At 61.8% G+C, this 19710-nt stretch carries 22 protein-coding genes; 10 read left to right on the top strand and 12 right to left on the bottom strand.

The genetic code is table 11. From position 1 onward, the window contains the following. Positions 1-124: 124 nt before the first annotated feature. On the bottom strand, positions 125-2230 hold the full coding sequence (locus BLW80_RS13250) for a DEAD/DEAH box helicase (protein WP_093758332.1): 2106 nt from the start codon (positions 2228-2230) through the stop codon (positions 125-127). Positions 2231-2494: 264 nt separating this feature from the next. Then, positions 2495-2974 carry an MgtC/SapB family protein gene (locus tag BLW80_RS13245; RefSeq protein WP_093758331.1) on the bottom strand — a complete coding sequence of 160 codons (480 nt, stop codon included), beginning with the start codon at positions 2972-2974 and terminating at the stop codon, positions 2495-2497. Between the two features lie 126 nt (positions 2975-3100). On the opposite strand from BLW80_RS13245, the gene BLW80_RS13240 reads away from it, so the two are divergent. Further along, entirely contained in the window at positions 3101-3784 is a 684-nt protein-coding gene (locus BLW80_RS13240; protein WP_089263989.1) for a DUF2161 domain-containing phosphodiesterase, read from the top strand. Between the two features lie 126 nt (positions 3785-3910). Next, on the top strand, positions 3911-4210 hold the full coding sequence (locus BLW80_RS13235; RefSeq protein WP_089263988.1) for a hypothetical protein: 300 nt from the start codon (positions 3911-3913) through the stop codon (positions 4208-4210). A gap of 89 nt (positions 4211-4299) precedes the next feature. On the opposite strand, the gene BLW80_RS13230 is transcribed toward BLW80_RS13235, so the two are convergent. Continuing rightward, on the bottom strand, positions 4300-4932 hold the full coding sequence (locus BLW80_RS13230) for a GNAT family N-acetyltransferase (RefSeq protein ID WP_093758330.1): 633 nt from the start codon (positions 4930-4932) through the stop codon (positions 4300-4302). Between the two features lie 173 nt (positions 4933-5105). After that, the gene (locus tag BLW80_RS13225) at positions 5106-5504 is read right to left on the bottom strand and encodes a PaaI family thioesterase (protein WP_093759062.1); all 399 of its coding nucleotides are present in this window, start codon (positions 5502-5504) and stop codon (positions 5106-5108) included. A gap of 113 nt (positions 5505-5617) precedes the next feature. Here BLW80_RS13225 and BLW80_RS13220 point away from each other — a divergent pair, with 113 nt between their 5' ends. After that, a complete protein-coding gene (locus tag BLW80_RS13220; RefSeq protein WP_093758329.1) occupies positions 5618-6400 on the top strand; it encodes a cobalamin-binding protein in 783 nt (260 codons plus the stop codon). Between the two features lie 41 nt (positions 6401-6441). Here BLW80_RS13220 and BLW80_RS13215 read toward each other — a convergent pair whose 3' ends face one another. After that, a complete protein-coding gene (locus tag BLW80_RS13215) occupies positions 6442-7194 on the bottom strand; it encodes a pyridoxamine 5'-phosphate oxidase family protein (protein WP_502688600.1) in 753 nt (250 codons plus the stop codon). A gap of 73 nt (positions 7195-7267) precedes the next feature. Here BLW80_RS13215 and pdxR point away from each other — a divergent pair, with 73 nt between their 5' ends. From pdxR to BLW80_RS13205, 3 genes are all read left to right on the top strand, one after another. Then, the gene (gene pdxR / locus BLW80_RS13210) at positions 7268-8761 is read left to right on the top strand and encodes a MocR-like pyridoxine biosynthesis transcription factor PdxR (RefSeq protein WP_093758328.1); all 1494 of its coding nucleotides are present in this window, start codon (positions 7268-7270) and stop codon (positions 8759-8761) included. Between the two features lie 121 nt (positions 8762-8882). Beyond that, positions 8883-9035 (top strand): hypothetical protein, encoded by a 153-nt coding sequence (locus tag BLW80_RS30275; protein ID WP_165826841.1) that lies wholly within the window; start codon positions 8883-8885, stop codon positions 9033-9035. Positions 9036-9048: 13 nt separating this feature from the next. Continuing rightward, complete coding sequence (locus tag BLW80_RS13205) at positions 9049-9294, top strand: DUF6719 family protein (RefSeq protein WP_089263984.1); 246 nt, start codon at positions 9049-9051, stop codon at positions 9292-9294. Between the two features lie 15 nt (positions 9295-9309). Here BLW80_RS13205 and BLW80_RS13200 read toward each other — a convergent pair whose 3' ends face one another. The 5 genes from BLW80_RS13200 to BLW80_RS13180 form a co-directional block, all read right to left on the bottom strand. Beyond that, positions 9310-10146 carry an SDR family NAD(P)-dependent oxidoreductase gene (locus BLW80_RS13200; RefSeq protein ID WP_244528213.1) on the bottom strand — a complete coding sequence of 279 codons (837 nt, stop codon included), beginning with the start codon at positions 10144-10146 and terminating at the stop codon, positions 9310-9312. Continuing rightward, complete coding sequence (locus tag BLW80_RS13195) at positions 10146-10595, bottom strand: nuclear transport factor 2 family protein (protein WP_093758327.1); 450 nt, start codon at positions 10593-10595, stop codon at positions 10146-10148. The genes BLW80_RS13200 and BLW80_RS13195 overlap by 1 nt, the downstream gene beginning before the upstream one ends. A gap of 175 nt (positions 10596-10770) precedes the next feature. Continuing rightward, positions 10771-11157 (bottom strand): hypothetical protein, encoded by a 387-nt coding sequence (locus BLW80_RS13190; RefSeq protein WP_093758326.1) that lies wholly within the window; start codon positions 11155-11157, stop codon positions 10771-10773. A 48-nt stretch (positions 11158-11205) separates the two neighbouring features. Further along, positions 11206-11367 carry a hypothetical protein gene (locus BLW80_RS30270; RefSeq protein ID WP_170849659.1) on the bottom strand — a complete coding sequence of 54 codons (162 nt, stop codon included), beginning with the start codon at positions 11365-11367 and terminating at the stop codon, positions 11206-11208. Between the two features lie 616 nt (positions 11368-11983). Continuing rightward, on the bottom strand, positions 11984-12499 hold the full coding sequence (locus BLW80_RS13180) for a CreA family protein (RefSeq protein ID WP_093759059.1): 516 nt from the start codon (positions 12497-12499) through the stop codon (positions 11984-11986). A 229-nt stretch (positions 12500-12728) separates the two neighbouring features. Here BLW80_RS13180 and BLW80_RS13175 point away from each other — a divergent pair, with 229 nt between their 5' ends. From BLW80_RS13175 to BLW80_RS13160, 4 genes are all read left to right on the top strand, one after another. Then, positions 12729-14366: a L,D-transpeptidase gene (locus tag BLW80_RS13175; RefSeq protein WP_349633101.1), complete on the top strand. Its 1638-nt coding sequence runs from the start codon at positions 12729-12731 to the stop codon at positions 14364-14366. Positions 14367-14463: 97 nt separating this feature from the next. Further along, positions 14464-15039 carry a glutathione peroxidase gene (locus tag BLW80_RS13170; protein ID WP_093758323.1) on the top strand — a complete coding sequence of 192 codons (576 nt, stop codon included), beginning with the start codon at positions 14464-14466 and terminating at the stop codon, positions 15037-15039. Positions 15040-15189: 150 nt separating this feature from the next. After that, positions 15190-16128 carry a polysaccharide deacetylase family protein gene (locus BLW80_RS13165; RefSeq protein ID WP_093758322.1) on the top strand — a complete coding sequence of 313 codons (939 nt, stop codon included), beginning with the start codon at positions 15190-15192 and terminating at the stop codon, positions 16126-16128. 22 nt (positions 16129-16150) lie between these two features. Next, on the top strand, positions 16151-16708 hold the full coding sequence (locus BLW80_RS13160; RefSeq protein WP_093758321.1) for a dihydrofolate reductase family protein: 558 nt from the start codon (positions 16151-16153) through the stop codon (positions 16706-16708). A gap of 7 nt (positions 16709-16715) precedes the next feature. Here BLW80_RS13160 and BLW80_RS13155 read toward each other — a convergent pair whose 3' ends face one another. Together BLW80_RS13155 and BLW80_RS13150 are read right to left on the bottom strand one after the other, a co-directional pair. Continuing rightward, a complete protein-coding gene (locus tag BLW80_RS13155) occupies positions 16716-17171 on the bottom strand; it encodes a DoxX family protein (protein WP_089263975.1) in 456 nt (151 codons plus the stop codon). Positions 17172-17368: 197 nt separating this feature from the next. Continuing rightward, the gene (locus BLW80_RS13150) at positions 17369-19678 is read right to left on the bottom strand and encodes an NADP-dependent malic enzyme (RefSeq protein ID WP_089263974.1); all 2310 of its coding nucleotides are present in this window, start codon (positions 19676-19678) and stop codon (positions 17369-17371) included. Between the last annotated feature and the right edge of the window lie 32 nt (positions 19679-19710).

The raw sequence follows: 19710 nt of genomic DNA, 5'->3' as shown, positions 1-19710 counted from the left end.
CTCCGCCCTCATCCTGAGGAGCGGCCGCTTGGCCGCGTCTCGAAGGATGATTGCATATCACCAACTCATGGTTCGAGACGCGCGCTAAAGTAGCGCGCTCCTCACCATGAGGTCGGAGCCCAGACTACCCGGCGTTGCCCCAGATCTTTTTCTTCTTGCCGAAAGCCGGCTTGGCAGCTGGCGCACCGCCATCGCGCTTGGCCTTGGCGACGTAGGGCGGCTTGTCCGCGCGTGGTTTCTTGTCGAACTTCGGCTTGCCTTCGTAACGCGTGTCTTCGCTGCGGGGCTTTGCATAAGCCGGCTTGTCGGCGCGCACCGGATCGTATTTCGGCTTGCCGTCGAACTTGGGCTTGCCTTCATACTTCGGCTTGTCGTCGAAACGCGGTTTGCCCTCGTAGCGCGGCTTGTCGCCCTGGTAAGGCTTGTCGCTCTTCGGCTTGTCCTTCCAGGACTTCTCCTTATAGGCACCCTTGTCCTTGAAGTCCGGACGGTCGCCATCGGATCTGAAGCTGGGCTTGCGCGGGCGCTTGTTGGAATAGTCGCGATCTTCCGGCGCCGTGCGGCTCGATGCGACCGCGCCTTCCGGACCGTTAGCTAGCGGCTCGATGTGGATATTGTCTTCCTTGTCCGGACGCTTGATCATGGTCGCGAACTTCTCAGCCGCGGCTGCCGAAATCTCGAATTCCGAATTGCCGTCATAGATCTTGATCGCGCCGATATCGGCCTTCTCGATGCCGCCGCGACGGCAGATCATCGGCAGCAACCAACGCGCTTCGGCATTCTTCTGCCGGCCGATGGCGACGCGGAACCACTTGGCGCCCTCGCCCATCGGTTCGCTCTTCTTCGGGGTCTTGCGGACCGGAGCGCCTTCTTCGTCCCGGCGACGGCTGCCGGGGCGATCCTCGCGACCGCGGAACGTGCCGGGATCCTGCACATCTTCCGGCGACGGCAGACGCGAGCGATACAGCCGCGCCAGCGCCGCTGCGATCTCCTCGGCCGAACGCTCGGCGAGCATCGCGCGCGCCAGCGTCAGATCGTCCTCGGTGGACTCTTCAGTGAACAACGTATCCTGCAGCATGCGCTGCTGATCGAGCACGCGGATTTCCTCGACGGTCGGCGCTGATCCCCAGACGGCATCCGTGCCAGCGAGATTGAGCAGCATCTCGGCGCGGCGACGGCGCGATGGTGGCACCAAGAGAACACTGACGCCCTTGCGGCCGGCACGGCCAGTACGACCCGAGCGATGCTGCATCACTTCCGGATCGTTCGGCAGGTCGGAGTGAATGACGAGACCGAGATTGGGCAAATCGATACCGCGCGCAGCCACGTCGGTGGCGACGCAAACCCGTGCGCGACCATCGCGCAGCGCCTGCAGCGCGTGAGTACGCTCGTTCTGCGACAGTTCGCCCGACAGAGCGACGACCGAGAAGCCGCGCTCCAGCAGAACGGTCTGCAGATGGTTCACCGCATTGCGGGTGTTGCAGAACACGATGCTGCTCGGCGATTCAAAATAGCGGAGCACGTTGACGACAGCGTGTTCGACGTCGTTCGGCGAAATCCGGATCGCACGATATTCGATGTCGGAGTGGCCACCTTCGGTGCCAGCGACTTCGACGCGGAACGCCTGCTGCTGATACTGCTTGGCCAGATTGGCGATGCCGCGCGGCAACGTTGCCGAGAACAGCAGCGTACGGCGGGATGCCGGCGTGGTCTTGAGGATGAACTCCATGTCTTCGCGAAAGCCCATGTCGAGCATTTCGTCGGCTTCATCGAGCACCACGGCCTTCAGTTCGGAGACGTCGAGGCGGTTGCGACGCAGATGGTCGCATAGACGTCCGGGCGTACCGACGACGATATGCGCGCCTGCGGCCAGTTCGCGCTGCTCCTTGCGCGGATCCATACCGCCCACGCAGGAAACGACGCGTGCGCCGGCATATTGATAGAGCCAGGTCAGCTCGCCATGCACCTGCAGCGCGAGTTCGCGCGTCGGTGCGACGATCAGCGCCAGCGGCGATCCAGCCTTCGGCAGCTTCTCCGCGCCTTCGAGCAGATTTTCGGCGATCGCCAGACCATAAGCGACGGTCTTGCCGGAGCCAGTCTGCGCCGACACGAGAAGATCACGACCGACAGCATCGTCAGCGAGGACAGCGGCCTGGACGGGGGTGGATTCATTGTAGTTGCGCTCAGCCAACGCGCGGGCGAGCGACGGACCAGTCGAGAGAAATGACACAGATGTAAACCTTGGTTGCAGCGGACCGCGTCGCGGTCGGACTCATTGAGATCCACGGGATCAATACTTGGGACCAAACGGAAACGAATCTGCCGCCCTTCAGTTGGCGGTCACGTCGGGTCCAGGAGTCCGGTGCGTATCGGGATCGACGGAGTTTTACGCTGCTTCGCAGCAAAAGGCCAATCATTGCTGCCATGTGCCGGCGAAATCGGGCGAATTGAGGTTAACCCTCACAGAATTGCGCCAGCACCGGTATTTTGTCGCTCAAATTTCGCTGGGAGGCTTTTTAACGTCCTCTTCCGTCTTTGGCCCCTCCTGCTTGAAAGGTACCAGGAGCCAAAGTGTCAGGAAGGTGAACAGCGAGATGACGACCGCCACATCATAGGCGCCGAGGCCCACGGCAGCGCCAGTTGCGCCGGTTGCCCACAGACTGGCTGCAGTGGCGGTACCACGCACCGAGCCGTTGTCTTTCAAAATGGCGCCGCCGCCGATAAATCCCATGCCGGTCATCAGGCCTTCGATGATACGCGCCGTGCCTTCGGGATGACCGTTCAGAAACCCCTCGGTCGCCTGAACGATGCCGCAAGTGGCAAGCGCCACCAGCGGAAAGGTCCGCAGCCCGGCGCTGCGCTCGGCGCGCTCGCGATTCCAGCCGATGGGCAGCGCCAGAACATAGGCGATCGACATGGCGATCAGATGCGGCAACAGACGAAAGCTGTCCGACATTTCCAGAAGGGTCTTCACCGGGTCTCCGATCGCACAGGGATAAAGCCCCTCGGGTGTCGCCGCGGGCCAACCCGGATAAACTCCGCCGGTGAGTCGCGGTTGCAGCGACGCATCGTCTCATGGACTTCGACTTGGACGTTCGATTTGGAAACTTCGCTCTACCTCCCGGTGAAACGCTTCCTCGAAGGCCTTGGCTTTACCGTCAAAGGCGAGATATCAGGTTGCGATCTCGTGGCGCTGAATGGCGATGATCCGCCAATCGTCGTGATCGGCGAGCTCAAGCTCAGCTTCAATCTCGAACTGATCCTGCAGGCTGTCGATCGCGCCGGCGCCTGTGATGAAGTCTGGGTCGCCGCCAAGCTCTCCATCCGCGGCAAGGGGCGCGAAAGCGATGCGCGCTACCGCAACCTGTGCCGCAGACTCGGTTTCGGCATGCTCGGAATTACGGAAGCCGGCGGTGTCGAGGTTCTCGTCGCGCCTGCCACTGTCGCGCCCCGACGCAATCCGAAGAAGCGTTCACGCCTCGTTACCGAACACAAGAAACGTCAAGGCGATCCTGCCCTTGGCGGCAGCACGCGCGCGCCGATCATGACGGCCTATCGTCAGCAGGCGCTCGCTTGCGCAGCGATGCTTGTCGTCGGTCCGCGCAAGGTGCGTGAGCTCACGCCGGATTATCCGGATGCGCAGAAGATCCTGCATCGCAACGTCTATGGCTGGTTCGAAAGTCCGGCGCGCGGCACCTACGCGCTCACCGATGCGGGTTACGCGGCGCTGAAACGTTGGCCGCAACCCCAACGGGATACCGCCCCGCCATCCGCTTTGTCGTAAAGCTACTGACCAAACTCTTTCTCGTTTTCCGGGAACAAGTTTGCATGGCTGCTTTGTCGCGGTAATTCCATATTGCAATGCAACAACTGCTCGCTTAGGTATCGCAAATCAACACTGAGGCGAGCGATGAGCGAAGACTGGAACACGAAATATGGAACGCGGCGCGTACGGCGCGATCCCCCGACCCTGGAAGAAGCCATCTTCGCCGCGATGGGTATCACCGAGGATCTCGACCAGCAGGCGGAGATCGCCGCCTCGCTGATGGGCATGCCGTTCGACGCCGTGCAGGCTGAAGTGAAGAAGGCCAATCGTTCTACCGGCACGCTGCGCGTGACCCGCGTTATCGCAGGCGAGCAAGGTGCTCAGCGTTCGGTGGTCGTGGAACGTCGCGTGACGCGCAAATTCGGTAACGACAAGCGCATCTGATTTTGAGGGCGCTCACAGCCCTCCCCGCAGTCGCAAAAAAGGCCTCGTTCACCACGAGGCCTTTTTCTTTGTCGCGATAGTTTCTTGGCTCAGGACGATTTGCCCCAGCCGGCGAGCTTCAACCACAGACCCCAGTAAGCCCGGTTATAGTCGGCCACCGCGCGCGCCACATCGAGCGCCGAAGTCTTCGGCTGCGGCGCGACACCTGCGCCCATGGGATCGCGCAGGTCTATAACTCCCGTGGATTCACCGTGCCGGAACGACAGGTGCGCACCGAACTTGTTGGCCAGTGCGCGCATCGCATCGTTCTGCGCGCCGGTGGTGATGCGCAGCCTCGCGTAGCCCATCGACCGCGCCTTGGCGATCAGCTTCGTGAACAGGATGCTGCCCACGCCCTTGCGGCGCACGATGGCTTCAACGCTGAAGGCAATCTCGGGCAGCGAGTCCGGCGACAGGTCGGCCTGATGCAGTTCAGCGGCGCCGCGTACGATGCCATCCTCGAAGTAAACGAGAATGACGGTGCCGGTATTGACGGACTTCTCGGCGTAACGTGCGACCCATTCGTCGTCGAGCGAACCGTTGAAACGATCGCGGCGGCTTTCGCGGTCCAATCTCAAGAGATGATCGCGGAACAGCGGCAGCTCGCGGGCTGCAAGGACACGCACATGTCCGCGGGCCGGAGCGCGTGTCGAAATGGCAATGGTGGTGGCTGCGTCTAACATGGTCAAAATCCTCAAGTTGCCCTCGAGGAAAGCGTCGATTCCCTAGACACCCCATATTGTGCGACGCACCATAAAATACAAGGGCGCAGATGCCGCACCTGCCAGCGCCCACTGCAGGTGAGCCATGCAATTATCCAGCGTTAACAAAACCTTAAGCGCGGCATACCACCGCTTTACAGCACCAATTGGGTCTGCGTCACGACGCCTACCAGCTTGCCCTCTTCGGTCTCGATTCGGGTCTGCCATACCTGCGTTCTGCGCCCCCGATGAACCGGAGTTGCGATCGCGCGCACGGTGCTTCCTGCTTTCGCCCCGCCTGTGAAATTGGTCTTACTCTCGATGGTCGTCGTTCCCTTGGCGCCCTCCGGCAGATTGATGACCGTCGCCGCCGCACCAACCGCGTCGGCGAGCGCCATCACCGCGCCGCCATGGATCGTATGGCCGAGTGTGCACAGGTCCTCGCGCACCAGCATCGTGGCAACGACGCGCTCCAGGTCGGCGTCGGTGAAGGTCACGCCCATCGAGACCGAAAACGGCATCGCGAGGCTGTGAATCTTGTCGAGTGGCGTCATGCTGGCATCGTCTCCCTGCAACCTGTCTCGCCTATCGTCGTGCGGGCTTGATGAAATTTCACGACACAACGGCATGTCGTGACAAGAGCTTTGTTAACAGGCATATCGGCATCATGCGCCACTTCCCGCCAAGCCGGATCGTCTGCCTTACGGAAGAGACCGTGGAGACGCTGTATCTACTCGGCGAGCAGGATCGCATCGTCGGCGTTTCCGGTTATGCGGTGCGGCCCCCGCAGGTCCGGCGCGAGAAGCCGCGGGTGTCCGCGTTCATCTCGGCCGACCTGCCGAAGATCCTCGCACTCGATCCTGACTTGGTGCTGTGCTTCTCCGATCTGCAGGCTGAAATCGCCGCAGACCTGACGCGCGCTGGCATCGCCGTTCATGTATTCAACCAGCGCGACATCGCCGGCATTCTGGCGATGATCCGCACGCTCGGCGCGATGGTGGACGCGAGCGAACGCGCAAATCAACTCGCAACGCAATTTGAGCTGCGACTTTCCAGCGTCAAAGCTGCGGCAGACTTGCGGCAGACGAAGCCACGCGTCTATTTCGAGGAGTGGGACGATCCGCTGATCACCGGGATCGGCTGGGTGTCCGAGCTGATCGAGATCGCCGGCGGCGAAGACGCTTTTCCGCAGCTTCGACATCAGAAGGCAGCGAAGGATCGCATCGTCGTGCCAGCCGACGTGATTGCCGCGGCCCCCGATGTGATCCTCGCCTCGTGGTGCGGCAAGAAAGTCGTGCCCGATAAAATCCGGCAGCGACCGGGCTGGAACGCGATTCCTGCCGTGCGCGACAATCGCATCTATGAGATCAAATCGCCGCTGATCCTGCAGCCAGGACCAGCAGCGTTGACGGACGGACTCGACGCGATCGTCGCGGCGCTGTGGCCGTAACCGGCACGAGCACCGACGCCGTCATCTGAGATGCTCGCCCCTTACCCCTTCGGGTACTGCAGAAAGTAGGCATCTATCAGCGCATCTTCGAGCAGCCGGCCTTCCGAATATGCTTGCAAGGATGCAGGCCGTTCGACGCCGGGCAACAACCGCGGACACGGCTCCGGCGCACCGATCACCGTCCTCACCGGAATGCGCTCGGCATAGATCGGCAGTTCGTAATCCTCGTCATCGTCAGCCACGCCCTTGGCGCGGATCTTGGCTGATGCCTCCTCGATCTCCATGGCGATAAAGGACGTCGCCTTCATCTCCTGTGCCGTGGTCTCGCGCAGACTGGCGGTGCGATCCGGAAAGAAACGGTCGACCATCGCGATGCCAGCTTGCTCCTTCTCGTCGGGATCGGTGACGAGATAAGCGTTTCCGAATGCCATCACCGCACGGTAGTCCGCTGAATGATTGAAGCCGCAACGTGCCAGCACGAGGCTGTCGAGAAAGGCCACCGTGAGACAGACGCGTTGCTGCGCGGTCTGGTTCTTCAGCATGCGGCTCGCGCTGCTGCCGTGCCAGTACAGTTTCGTGCCTTCGCGCCAGAAGAAGGTCGGCGTGCAATAGGGCTGCCCGTCGATCACGTAGGACACATGGCACATCATCGATGCGTCCAGAATTTTATGGACGGTCTCGTGGTCATAGAAGCCGCGGTCATGGCGTCGCTTCACGCGATTGCGCGCCGTGAGCGGATATGACGCGATGTCTGCGTTCGTCGATTCATCGGTCTTCAGTTCGGTTGTGGTCACGGCAATTCCCCGTCAATTGGAAGCGTTCGTATGTGTTGTACCGCCACATTTGGTCTGCGATAGTGCCAATTCCATGCGAAAAATTCCGACCAATTTGGCGAAGCCAATTTCGAAGCCCGAGCTGCCGCTCGATCTCACGGGCGCGCATATCACCGAAGGATCGTCCTCGCAGGATCGGCTCTATCAGGCGCTGTGTCATGCCATCACCGGCGGCGTCGCCAAGCCCGGCGAAGCTCTGCCGCCATCGCGTATCCTTGCGAAGCAAACCGGTTTTCAACGCAATGCCGTCACCAATGCCTATGAGCGTCTGATCGCCGATGGCTTTGCCGTCGCACGCGTCGGCTCCGGCACCTTCGTCGCCGCGCGGATTCCGACGCGGACCAACAGCAAGCCAGCCAAGGCCATTGCCATCGACGCGCCGCAGCGGGGCACGCTCGCTCTCGGCTGTACCGATATCGACGAACAGGCGCTGCGCCGTTTTCGCGCTTTCGCCGGCCGCCGCCTGCGCGCTTTCGGCGCCGAGCATCTGCACTACGGCGATCCCCGCGGCAGTCATGAACTACGCACCGCCATCGCCAATCATCTTCTGTCGGCGCGTGGGCTACGCTGCGATCCCGATCAGATCATGCTGACATCGGGCACACAGCACGGGCTGCGCATCGTGCTGTCAGCCATTCTCAAGCCAGGCGAACAGATCTGGTGCGAGGACCCCGGTTACCCCGCCGCACGAAAATCGATCGAACATTGCGGCGCCCGGCCGGTGTCGGTGCCGGTCGATGACTTCGGCCTGATCGTCGCCAGGGGCCGTGCCACGGCGCCATCTGCGCGCGCGGCCTATGTCACGCCCTCGCATCAATTTCCACTCGGCGTGCAAATGGCGATGCCGCGGCGTCTTGAATTGCTCGACTGGGCGAAGGACGCCGGCGCATGGATATTCGAAGACGATTACGACAGCGAGTTTCGCTATGACGGCGCGCCGTTGCTGTCGCTCGCCGGCATCGATCACCTGCAACGCGTGATCTATATGGGCACGTTTGCCAAGACTCTGTTTCCCGGTCTGCGCATCGGCTATTGCGCCCTGCCCGAACGCCTGATTGGCCCGGTCACGACGGCGCGCGCGGCGATGGACCGCTTTCCCGGCACATTGATGGAAGGCGCCGTCGCCGACATGTTGAACTCCGGCGCCTTCGCGGCCAACCTGCGCAAGATGCGGAACATCTATCGCGAGGCGCGCGACGCTCTGGCGACGACGTTGACGGATGCGTCGGACGGGCAACTGACCGTGCCGGTGCCGTCACAGGGCCTGCATCTGGTGGCGAAGTTCGCGCCCGCGACGTCGCTTGAGATCGCCGCAAAGGCCAAGGCTGCAGCCGGCGTCGAGGGCTGGTTGCTGGCTGACACCTATCTGCGCGCCCGCCCTGCGCCGGGCTTCGTGCTCGGCTTCGCCGGCCATCCCATTCGTGAGCTTGTCACATCGGCGGAAAGACTGGCGAAAGCCTCAGCGGCGAGTTTGCGCGCCCACCGCAAGCCTGCAGCAAAGACGCGTGGAACCCGCGTGGGGGGCTAAAACTTGAGGCTGGCTGGCACTCAATGCCGGCAACCGCTGCGCTTCTAGAATCGGATGCGCATCCCTACAATCCAGGCAGACAAAATGCCCAGCAGGCAGATCTGCCCCCAACGGAGACCTCATGTCCGGCAATCGCAACGTGCTCTACCTGATCATCGGCGCGCTGATCGTCGGCATCGGCGTGCTCGGCTACAATCTCTACCAGACCAAGAAAGAACCCAGCGGGCTGCAGATCAATGTCGGCCCCGACGGCCTCAAGATCCAGAACAAGTAACAAAGGTCGCACGATGCGCTCGGCAATTTGGCTATCAGGAATTCTGGCTTCGCTTGCGTTAGCGACGCCGGCGCTGGCGATCGATCAGGTCAACCGCGAACAGGACATTGTTGATGTCCGCCTCGGCCAGCGCATTCTGGTCGATGACGGCTCTTGCCCCACCGGCCAGATCAAGGAAGTGTCCGGCACGACGCTGACCACGTCCGGTGTGACGCGTGTTCGCAAATGCGTTCCCCGCGCGGGCACCAAGACGCGCTAGTCCAAGACATGCTCATCAATGCCGCAGTGGCTCACTTGGCGGCACCGGTGAACCGGTCTGGCCCACACTCGCACCGCCATCGATCGCTAGCGTAATCCCTGTGATCCAGCGCGCCTCGTCGCTGGCAAGAAACAGAACACCATAGCCGATATCCCAGCCGGTCCCTTCGGTGCCCAGCAGTGTGCCCGCTGCGCGCGCCTTGCGCATCTCATCGCTCATGCCACGCGACGCCACCATCGGCGTATAGACCGTGCCGGGAGCGATGCAGTTGACGCGAATGCCGTCGCGACCGTGATGTGCCGCCATCGCCCTGGTGAGGCCGATCACCGCCGATTTCGACGTTGGATACAACAAGCTCGGGTGGCCCCCGCGCAGGCCGGCGATCGACGTCAGGTTGATGATCGAGCCGCCGCCGGATTTCATCATTTCCGGAATCGCATACTTCGCCATCAGCATCATTGAGGCAACGTTGATACGCATGGCGCCGTCCCAGGCGCGGTCGTCGACCTCGATGGCGTCGCCGCGCGGCCCGGTGAGGCCAACATTGTTGACGAGGATGTCCAGCCGGCCAAAGCCTTCGACGGTGCGTTCGACGATCGCCTCGCATGACGCGCGATCGCTGACATCGCCGTCATAGATCTGCGTGACGCCGCCTTCCGCAGCGATCAATCGCGCTGTTTCTTCGGCAGCGTCTACGTCGGTGTCGACCAACGCGACGCGCGCGCCATGCCGCGCCAACAACACCGCTGCGGCACGTCCGTTGCCAATGCCATCGCCGCGGGAACCCGCACCGGTGATAATGGCGACCTTGCCTTTCAATCGATCGTCACGCTGGGGCTGCGCCATATCCATCAGAACATGCCGTTGGTGTTAGCGGATTTTTCCGGGATCGGCTGAACGGCATCCCAATGTTCGACGATCTTGCCGTTCTCAAGCTTGAAGATGTCGATGATCGCGTTACCGCGCGTGCCCTTTTCGCGCACGGCATGCACATGCAGGATCACATAGTCGCCGTCGGCGAAGACCTGCTTGATCTCGCTATGCGAGTCCGGGAATTTCTCCCGCAGGAAACCGATAAAGCCTTTGAAGCCCTCGACACCATCAGCCGCGTTGGGATTGTGCTGAACATAACGCGGACCGAAATATTTGGACGCCGCCTCGAAGTCTTTCTGGTTGAGGCCCTTCTCATAGAATTCAACGACGGTTTTCTTGTTGGTGTCCTGGGTGCTGGCATCTGCAGCCAACGCCGCGCCGGTCAGAAATATCGAGACACACGTCAAGCCGATCGAAACAAATCGCATAAAAAATCCCTCGGTTCCCACCAATTCAATTAGTAGCGAATCCACCCACCTAACGGTGGTGTAGTAAAACGCTATCATTGGCAGTAACGGGATGACGAGAGGGAAAGACAGAAATCCGCTATCATTTTGGCGCGACGACGCAGCGCAAAAAGATCACGCGAACTAACTGAGTGGTTCAATCCAGCGGCGCCGGATCATACATGCATTGCAGGGTCGGCTTCGCGATCTGCGTGAAGGTCGCGCTGATCATCGACTGCTTCGATGCCGGGATCCAGTCCTTCTCGATCGTAGGTACGCCGCGCTCACTGATGCCTCGCAGCAGTGCCTCGCGCAAATCAGCGTCTTCCACCGTTGCCACGGCGTGGTCATGCAGGCAGCCGCACACTTCTTCCGGATGCGCCCAGCGCCCGACCATATGCGGCGAGCACAAACGAACGAACTCGCCACGCTGGTCCGGCAATTTCCGCCATGACCAGATCTGCGCCTGCGCCGCACTTCCCGTGATGGAACTCGCAAGGGCGGCAGCGACAACAATGGCAGTCAGAATACGCGGTCTAGTCATTTCAAAACTTTTCTTGTTGTTTCTCGGGTTATCCGCCCGCGATCGAAATCAGCGTGCGTAGGCCACAACCATCGGCGCAACAGCACTGATCGCGGGCGAACCGGTAAAGGCGAAAGTGCCGATACCCGGCAGGTTACCCTCAATGGAACCGGCCATCGACGGGCCAGCCAGGATGAAGGCGAAAGCGAGGATGAAGCTGATGGTACGCATCTGACGTCTCCAGTTCGGCAGCGCTGCCCGCCGCGTCGTTGGGAAAGGAATAGCCAATGCGGGTTTCGGCACGTCTGCGGCCCAAGAGGAAAATGGTTTCGTCCCCCTACTGAATTGTTTCGTGGCGCCCATGCCGACGACACAATCCGGGCGGCAAATCTGCGAACGGCTTAGAAAGAACGCCTTGGAAAGGATGTCTCGAAAGTTCGTCCGGCTGTCGCACGCCCTTAACAAAACTGAACCGAAACGCGGCTAAAGCGACTTCAGGAGAGCGTATGCAACCTTTTCAGGCGACTGCGCGTTTCTGTTCACCTCGAAGAGAAGGAATGCAGTCGTGGGAACCGGCAACAACGACGTTGGCAAGGATACCCCGATCAGCGCCCCCGGACGGCCACTGGTCTCCACGGTACACTCGCGCGCCAAATGCCAAGGCGCCATGTCGCAGCAGGGCTACGGCTCACACGGCAACGAGTGCTATCCGCAGCAGCTGGTCCAGCTCGTAGGCTATCGTGACCCGCAGCCGCAGCAGTCATGGGACCGCTTGCGCACGAAACGCGTCGTCACCCACTCCGTTGAATAGCGAAGCAGAGCTAAGTTCTAGCGGCCATTAGCTCGCTTATTTGATGAAGTCGCCGCATTTCTGCACGGCGGCGTCTGACTGCCCCCAGGGCATGATCGGAACTGATGACGTCGAGTTCTTCGGCGAACCCTCGATGATCCGGTCCGAATAGACCATGTAAACCAGCACGTTTCGCTTGGCGTCGCAGCCGCGGACGATTTGCATTTTCTTGAAAAAAAGACTGCGGCGCTGCCGGAACATGTCCTCGCCCTGATCGCTCTTGGCCTTGAACGTAATCGGGCCGATCTGCCGGCACGCGAGCGAGATGTCCGAGACTTCTTCGGCCAGACCGAGCCAGCCCTTGAAGCCACCCTTTTCAGGCACCGTGAAGTGGCAGGCGACGCCGTCGACTTCGGGGTCGTCGACGCCATAGGTCGCCAGCTTGTCGTTCGGACTGAGCCATTTGAACACGGTGGAGCGCCGGAAGATCAGATCCGGCTCGTCCGCAGCCTGCGCCGGGACAATTGCCAACGCCGCGAATGCCGAAAGCGCCAAGACGCCGCGCCGCAACATCTTGGTGAGCTCGCCAGATCCATTAAACGTCATGCAACTCTCCGTGACCGATCCAGAATATGTAGGCATTCCAACCGGATTCGGAAGCCAGGATGCCCCTCTGTTAATTCAATGTGAGGCTTTTTTGCTAGGCTGATCCCGACTCAGCGGTAGCCAGATCACTCATGCTGGTGAACCCATCTCGCGCCTGCGAGACTAATGTTTTCAGATGGATTCGAGGATATTGGACGTGGGTGCATTTCAATTGTCGCGGGGATCAACGGACAAGAGCCGTTTTCTGAGCAGCACGATTTTTTCCGGCAGCTTCCTGCGGATTGCACTCGTCGCCATGGCCGGCATGACCGTGGCGATGCCTGCCGATGCCGCGGTGTTCTGGACCGACGAAAACCCAATGATCATGCGGGAGATCGAACCGCCGGCGCCACAACCACAGCAGCGCCAGAAAAAGCTGAAGCGCCTCGGCGCCAAACTTGAGAAACAGGTCAAGGAACACGCCAAGCCGGTCGGCCCGCTGGTGATCGCCATCTCGATCGAGCGACAGTCCCTGCGGGTATTCGACGCCAACGGCCTGTTCGCGGAAACACCGGTCTCCACCGGCATGCGCGGCCATTCGACGCCCATGGGCGTGTTCAGCATCATCCAGAAGAACAAATGGCACCGCTCCAACATCTATAGCGGCGCGCCGATGCCCTACATGCAGCGCATCACCTGGTCGGGCATTGCTCTGCATGCCGGCGCGCTGCCAGGCTATCCGGCGTCCCACGGCTGCATCCGCATGCCGATGGCCTTTGCGACCAAGATCTGGGGCTGGACCCGCATGGGTGCCCGCGTGATCATCGCGCCCGGTGAAATCTCCCCAGCGGAAATCTCGCATCCGCTGCTCGCCGCTCAGAAAATCGCGCCGGGTCCGGTCGCGGCAGCGGCGCCTCAAGACGTCCAGGCGTCGCCAAAGACTGATAAGGCATCGGCAGATGCGAAGCTCCAAGACCTCGGTCTGAGGCCATCCGCCGCCGACCGCTCCAAGACTCAGGACAAGACCCAGACCGCCGATGCCAGCAATGCGATGACAAAACCGGCGCCTGCGACTGTGATGTCGGACGCCACACCTACAAAGGTCGAAACCGCCGTCAAAGCCGCCGAGCCCGAGATCATGACGCGCCGCGATCTCGACGCCGCGATCGCCAAGGTCGTCGAATTGCCGACCCCCGAGGTCAAATCGGCAGAGACCGTCGCGGAAGCGCCAGCCAAGCTTGAGCCTGCCAAGACGGAAGCCCCGAAGGCGGAAATCGCAAAAGCTGATGTCGCACCGGTCGCCGCCAGTGTGCCCGACGCCAAGAAGGACGAAACGCGCCCTGCGGATGCAGCGAAGGCCGAAATGTCTACGGCCTCCCCGGCGCCCGCTGCCGATGCGACGCCAAAGCGGTCCGGCCAGATTGCCGTGCTGGTCAGCGGCAAGGACGGCAAGCTCTATGTGCGGCAGAATTTCGCGCCGCTGTTCGAAACGCCGATCGCCATCAAGCCCAGCGATCGCCCGCTCGGCACTCACATCTTTACCGCCCGCACCGACAAGAATGATGCCAAGGCATTTCACTGGACCGCAGTCTCGCTGCCTGCCGTCCCGCATCGCGCCGACGAGGACGACAATGTTTCGCGTCGCCGCAAATCCACTGGTGCCGTTGAGGTGAAAACCCGACCGCTGCCGAACAGCGCCGCCGAAGCGCTCGACCGCCTGACGATCCCCGCGGACGCCATGGCACAGATTACCGAAGCGCTCGCGAGTGGCGGCTCCATCGTGGTGTCCGATCAGGGCATTGCCGCCGGCGGCGAGACCGGCCAGGGCACCGAATTCGTGGTGCCGCTGCGCTAGCCTCATTTGCTCCAGCCCTGTAACAGCTTGTTGAGTGCGTCATCTCGGAGATGACGCTACTCTGCTCGGGAAACAGGCTGGGCTACGACGAATGGCGATGATCAATCGCAGGCAGATACTGACGACGGTATTGGGCGCGGCAAGTGCTGTGGCGGTCGCGCGTCACGCCTCGGCGCAAGGCGCCGTGAGCCGCATGACCGCCTATGGCTTCGCGTTTCCCGGCCTCAAGGGTGGCGACATCAAACTTGCCGACTATGCAGGCCGCCCGATCATGGTGGTCAATACCGCCTCGCAATGCGGCTTCACCCCGCAATATGCCGGGCTTCAGACACTGTGGACCGAGTTCCGCGAGCGCGGCTTGATGATCGTCGGCGTGCCCTCCAATGACTTCGGTGGACAGGAGCCGGGGGGCGCCAAGGAGATCGCCGACATTGCCGAGGGACATTTCGGTATCGGCTTCCCGATGGCCGCCAAGACCGTCGTGAAGGGACCGAACGCACACCCGTTCTACAAATGGGCGGCAGAGGCACGGCCGCGCGACCTGCCGCGGTGGAACTTTCACAAATATCTGGTCGGACGCGATGGCTACCTCACCGACTCCTTTGCCTCCGAATTCGAACCGACCGACACACGCATCAAGACCGCCGTCGGACGCGCTCTGACCGCGGCTTGAGCGGTTCAATATCGATCCAGCCACTGACTGGGGATAAGGGCCGTTGCCATAGCGGGACCGCCTGAAATCGCGCTAGAATTGCGGCCACGACCATCTGGATCAGCCCGGCCACCTCGCTGACGACGCTGGTCGCAGGTCAAGGGGAACGTGATGCGCAGTGCGGCAGGTCTGATTTTTGCGAGCGCGATTTCATTGTGGGCGGCAGGCGCACAGGCGCAGGCACCCAAAGCCGGAGCCCCAGCCCCCGCGGCAACGCCCGCGCCGCCACCGGCGCCCGCGGCTGCACCTGCCCCCGCCAAATCGACCTGCGCCAATCCCGATGCGCTCGGCGTCAGCCGTGTGGTCGAGATCGACACGACGGGCGGTCCGGGTTTCGGCTTCGAACATTTCAAGCAGCTCGACTTCCTGCGCGACAAGGAAGTGGTGCTGACCTTCGACGATGGCCCGTGGCAGACTACGACGCCGACCGTGTTGAAGACGCTGGCCGACGAATGCGTCAAGGCAGTGTTCTTTCCGATCGGCAAGCACGCTACCTATTATCCGGAGGTGCTCAAGCAGGTCGCTGCGGCCGGCCATACCATCGGCGGACACACCTGGGCCCATATCGCGCTGACCAACAAGAAACTGACCCAGCAGCAGCGCATCGATGAAATCGAGAAAGGCTTCAGCGCCGTGAAGTGGGCACTCGGCTCAGCCCCCGCACCGTTCTTCCGCGCTCCGGCGCTGCAGCACCCGCCGGAAATCGTCACCTATCTCGGCACGCGCAACATGGCGATCTTCTCCTGTGACATCGACTCGTTCGACTTCAAGACGCGCAAGTCCGAACAGGTCATCACCAATGTGATGACCAAGCTCGACAAGCTCGGCAAGGGTATCATCCTGATGCACGACTTCCAGAAGCACACCGCCGAAGCGTTGCCGACCCTGCTGCGCAAGCTCAAGGCCGGTGGCTACAAGGTCGTGCATATGCGTGCCAAGGCGCCCGTGCAGACCATCGCGTCCTATGATGAAGCGATCGTCAAGGACGCCAAGCTGCCGACGGTCAGCAGCCGTCCTGTGAACAGCGTCGTCCAGACGATCTCGGAATAATGAGGACGCGTCGACGCCCCTGATGCCCGCATTTCGTTTTAACGGCTACGTCATCGTCTCGGCGGACGGCATGCTCGCCGACGCCAGTGGCGTGATGCCCGATACCCTCAAATTTCCCGGCGACCTCGCCTTTTTCACCGCAGGTCTCGACCGTGCCGACCTGATCGTGCACGGCAGGCATTCGTTCGAGGATCAGCCAAACTCACCGAAGCGCAAGCGCATCATCGTCAGCCGCAGCATCGCTGCCATAGGCCCCGATCCCGAAAACAACAAAGCCACGCTGTGGAATCCGGCCGGCGTATCTTTCGAGGACGCTTGCGCGCATGCTGGCGTTCATGCCGGCACCGTCGCCGTCATCGGCGGCCCCAGCGTATTCGAGATGTTCTTTGATCGCATCGACGTGTTTTGGCTCTCGCAGGCGCCGCATGTCCGTCTGCCCGGCGGCGAGGGATGCTTCCCCGGCGTCCCCGAACGATCACCGCAGGACATTCTCTCCAGTCACGGCCTACAAGCGAGCGAGGTCCAGATCCTCGACGCCGCGCGTGAAGTCACAGTAACGGCCTGGCGGCGGGTGTCCTGAACGACAACTACACTTCGTTGTAGCCGCCCGGCAGCCGCGCGCTGCGGCCGATACCGGCGATCATGAAGAGGCCGCCGATCAGCGACAGGTTCTTCAGCGCGTGGATCATCTGGTTCTTGGCCTCAGGGCCTGTCAGGTTCCAGAAGTCGTGGAAGTAGAAAGTCGCGGCCATCACGAACAGCACCAGCACCAGGGCGAAAAAGCGCGCACCCAGATTCAGCGCGACGAGAATACCGCCGACCAGTTCCAGTGTTGCAACGGCGATTGCGAGAATCTGCTTCAATTCCATGCCCGCCAGCCCTTCGAGCTGCGTCGCATAGGGCGTCACGACAGCGGGGATCGTCGGGATAACCTTGTTCGCGATTGCATCCGCAGTTGCGCTGAGGTCGAGAAACTTGGATGCGCCGGACGCAATGAAGATCACGGCAAAGAGAATGCGCCCGAAAGTAATAAACGCTGGCATTGGTCGGCCTCGCTGGACTGCAATGAATACTTGTCGAAATACATGACGAGTATGATCATTCCACCACATTTTTCAAACGAACAAATGGATGACCTCGTTGCCGTCATCCATTTGTCGCGATGCATTTCAGATCGGCGAACTATCCAAAAGCGCAACGGCTGGGAAGCATCCAGCCAGCGCGAGGCTGACTGAACGCGCTAGCCGAACAGGCTCGCCTGCGGACGCCCAGCCCGCTCCTGCGCCTCGACAGCCGCAACCGCCGTCATGTTGAGGATACCACGCGCTGTCACCCCCGGCGTCAGGATATGCGCCGGACGCGCCGGGCCGATCAGGATCGGGCCGACCGGGAGCGCATCGGCCAGCGTCTTGATCATCTGATAGGCGACATTGGCGGCATCGAGCGTCGGCATGATGAGCACATTCGCCGAGCCCTCGAGTTTCGAATGCGGCAGCACGATCTTGCGGGCCGCTTCCGACAGCGCGGTGTCGCCCTGCATTTCGCCATCGGACTCGATTTCCGGATGCTTCTCACGCAGCAATGCTGCGGCGCGGCGCATCTTCCGCGAAGAGTCCGTATCGTAGCTGCCAAAGTCAGAATGCGACACGAAAGCGATCTTCGGCTTCATGGCGAAGCGCTGCACGTGGTTGGCAGCGAGCGCCGCGATTTCCGCGAGTTCTTCCGCGCTCGGATTCGGACGCACCTGCGTATCAGCGATGAAGTGCGCACCCTTGCTGGTGATCATCAGCGACAGCGCTGCAAAATCGCTGACGCCCGGCAGGAAGCCGATGATCTCGCGCACATGGCGCAGATGGCTCATGTAGCGGCCTTCGACGCCGCAGATCATTGCATCCGCCTCGCCGCGGATCACGGCGAGCGCGGCGATCACCGTCGCATTGGTGCGGACGACCGTGCGCGCCGCATCCGGCGTCACGCCGCGACGGCCGGCCACGTCGATATAGGACTGCACGTAAGAGCGATAACGCGGATCGTCCTCGGGATTGATCAGGTCGAAATCCTGGCCGGCCTGGATCGCCAGACCGAACCGCTTGATGCGGGCTTCGACGACCGACGGACGGCCAACGAGGATCGGACGCGCCAGCTTCTCTTCCAGCACCACCTGCACGGCGCGCAGCACGCGCTCGTCTTCGCCTTCGGCATAAATCACGCGCACCGGCTGGGTCTTTGCCTTCGCGAAGACCGGCTTCATCACCAGACCGGAGCGGAACGCGAACCGCTCAAGACCCGCGGTGTATTCCTCGAAATTGGCGATCGGGCGCGAGGCCACGCCGGATTCCATCGCCGCCTTGGCGACGGCCGGCGCGATGCGCAGGATCAGGCGTGGATCGAACGGGCTCGGGATCAGCGACCCCGGACCGAAGCCCTGGGTCTCGTTGTCGAAGCCGGCGGTCACAGCATCCGACGGCGGGTCTTGCGCAAGCTGCGCGATGGCATCGACGGCGGCGATCTTCATCGCCTCATTGATCGCCGTCGCACCACAATCGAGTGCACCGCGGAAGATGAACGGGAAACAAAGGACGTTATTGACCTGGTTCGGAAAGTCCGACCGGCCGGTGCAGATCATCGCGTCCGGGCGTGCCTTGCGCGCTTCGTCCGGCATGATCTCCGGCGTCGGATTGGCCAGCGCCATCACCAGCGGCTTGTCGGCCATCGCCTTGACCATCTCGGGCTTCAGCACGCCCGGAGCGGAGACGCCCAAGAAAATATCGGCGCCGGCGATGACATCGCCCAGCACGCGCGCATCGGTCTTCTGCGCATAGACCGCCTTCCAGCGATCCATCAGGGTGTTGCGGCCCTCATGCACGACACCGTCGATATCGCAGACCCAGATGTTCTTCTTCTGCGCGCCCAGCGACACCAGAAGATTGAGACAAGCGATCGCCGCAGCGCCAGCACCCGAGCAGACGATCTTGACGTTCTTGATGTTCTTGCCGTTGAGCAGCAGCGCATTCTTGATCGCGGCGCCGACGATGATGGCGGTGCCATGCTGATCGTCGTGAAACACCGGGATCTTCATGCGCTCTTTAAGCTGCGCCTCGATCTCGAAACATTCCGGACCCTTGATGTCCTCAAGGTTGATGCCACCGAAGGTCGGCTCCAGTGCCGAGACGACCTCGACCACGCGCTCGATGGTGTCGGCGGCGATCTCGATGTCGAACACGTCGATGCCGGCGAACTTCTTGAACAGGACCGCCTTGCCTTCCATCACCGGCTTCGACGCCAGCGGACCGATATTGCCGAGACCGAGGACAGCCGTGCCGTTGGAGACGACGGCCACGAGATTGGCGCGCGAGGTCAGCGACGCCGCTTCATTGGGGTCGGCAGCAATCGCCAGACACGGCGCGGCCACGCCCGGCGAATAGGCCAGCGCCAGATCACGCTGGTTGGCAAGCGGCTTGGTGGCCTGGATTTCGAGCTTACCCGGCTTGGGAAGGCGGTGATAGGCAAGCGCCGCGCGCGAGAGATCGTCAGAAGATGAAGAAGACATGCGTGCTCCCGCGCGTCATAAAACAAAAGTTA

This window comes from Tardiphaga sp. OK245 (genome assembly GCF_900108575.1).
GTDB lineage: Bacteria > Pseudomonadota > Alphaproteobacteria > Rhizobiales > Xanthobacteraceae > Tardiphaga > Tardiphaga robiniae.
This window is presented reverse-complemented; position numbering and strand designations above follow the sequence as displayed.

Bases quoted from the DNA above. Each gene is read 5' to 3' on its own strand.
- BLW80_RS13235 (WP_089263988.1), top strand. From the start codon at position 3,911: ATGAGCGAAGACTGGAACACGAAATATGGAACGCGGCGCGTACGGCGC.
- BLW80_RS13230 (WP_093758330.1), bottom strand. From the start codon at position 4,932: ATGTTAGACGCAGCCACCACCATTGCCATTTCGACACGCGCTCCGGCC.
- BLW80_RS13225 (WP_093759062.1), bottom strand. From the start codon at position 5,504: ATGACGCCACTCGACAAGATTCACAGCCTCGCGATGCCGTTTTCGGTC.
- BLW80_RS13220 (WP_093758329.1), top strand. From the start codon at position 5,618: ATGCGCCACTTCCCGCCAAGCCGGATCGTCTGCCTTACGGAAGAGACC.
- pdxR (WP_093758328.1), top strand. From the start codon at position 7,268: ATGCGAAAAATTCCGACCAATTTGGCGAAGCCAATTTCGAAGCCCGAG.
- BLW80_RS30275 (WP_165826841.1), top strand. From the start codon at position 8,883: ATGTCCGGCAATCGCAACGTGCTCTACCTGATCATCGGCGCGCTGATC.
- BLW80_RS13205 (WP_089263984.1), top strand. From the start codon at position 9,049: ATGCGCTCGGCAATTTGGCTATCAGGAATTCTGGCTTCGCTTGCGTTA.
- BLW80_RS13200 (WP_244528213.1), bottom strand. From the start codon at position 10,146: ATGGATATGGCGCAGCCCCAGCGTGACGATCGATTGAAAGGCAAGGTC.
- BLW80_RS13195 (WP_093758327.1), bottom strand. From the start codon at position 10,595: ATGCGATTTGTTTCGATCGGCTTGACGTGTGTCTCGATATTTCTGACC.
- BLW80_RS13190 (WP_093758326.1), bottom strand. From the start codon at position 11,157: ATGACTAGACCGCGTATTCTGACTGCCATTGTTGTCGCTGCCGCCCTT.
- BLW80_RS30270 (WP_170849659.1), bottom strand. From the start codon at position 11,367: ATGCGTACCATCAGCTTCATCCTCGCTTTCGCCTTCATCCTGGCTGGC.
- BLW80_RS13180 (WP_093759059.1), bottom strand. From the start codon at position 12,499: ATGTTGCGGCGCGGCGTCTTGGCGCTTTCGGCATTCGCGGCGTTGGCA.
- BLW80_RS13170 (WP_093758323.1), top strand. From the start codon at position 14,464: ATGATCAATCGCAGGCAGATACTGACGACGGTATTGGGCGCGGCAAGT.
- BLW80_RS13165 (WP_093758322.1), top strand. From the start codon at position 15,190: ATGCGCAGTGCGGCAGGTCTGATTTTTGCGAGCGCGATTTCATTGTGG.
- BLW80_RS13160 (WP_093758321.1), top strand. From the start codon at position 16,151: ATGCCCGCATTTCGTTTTAACGGCTACGTCATCGTCTCGGCGGACGGC.
- BLW80_RS13155 (WP_089263975.1), bottom strand. From the start codon at position 17,171: ATGCCAGCGTTTATTACTTTCGGGCGCATTCTCTTTGCCGTGATCTTC.
- BLW80_RS13150 (WP_089263974.1), bottom strand. From the start codon at position 19,678: ATGTCTTCTTCATCTTCTGACGATCTCTCGCGCGCGGCGCTTGCCTAT.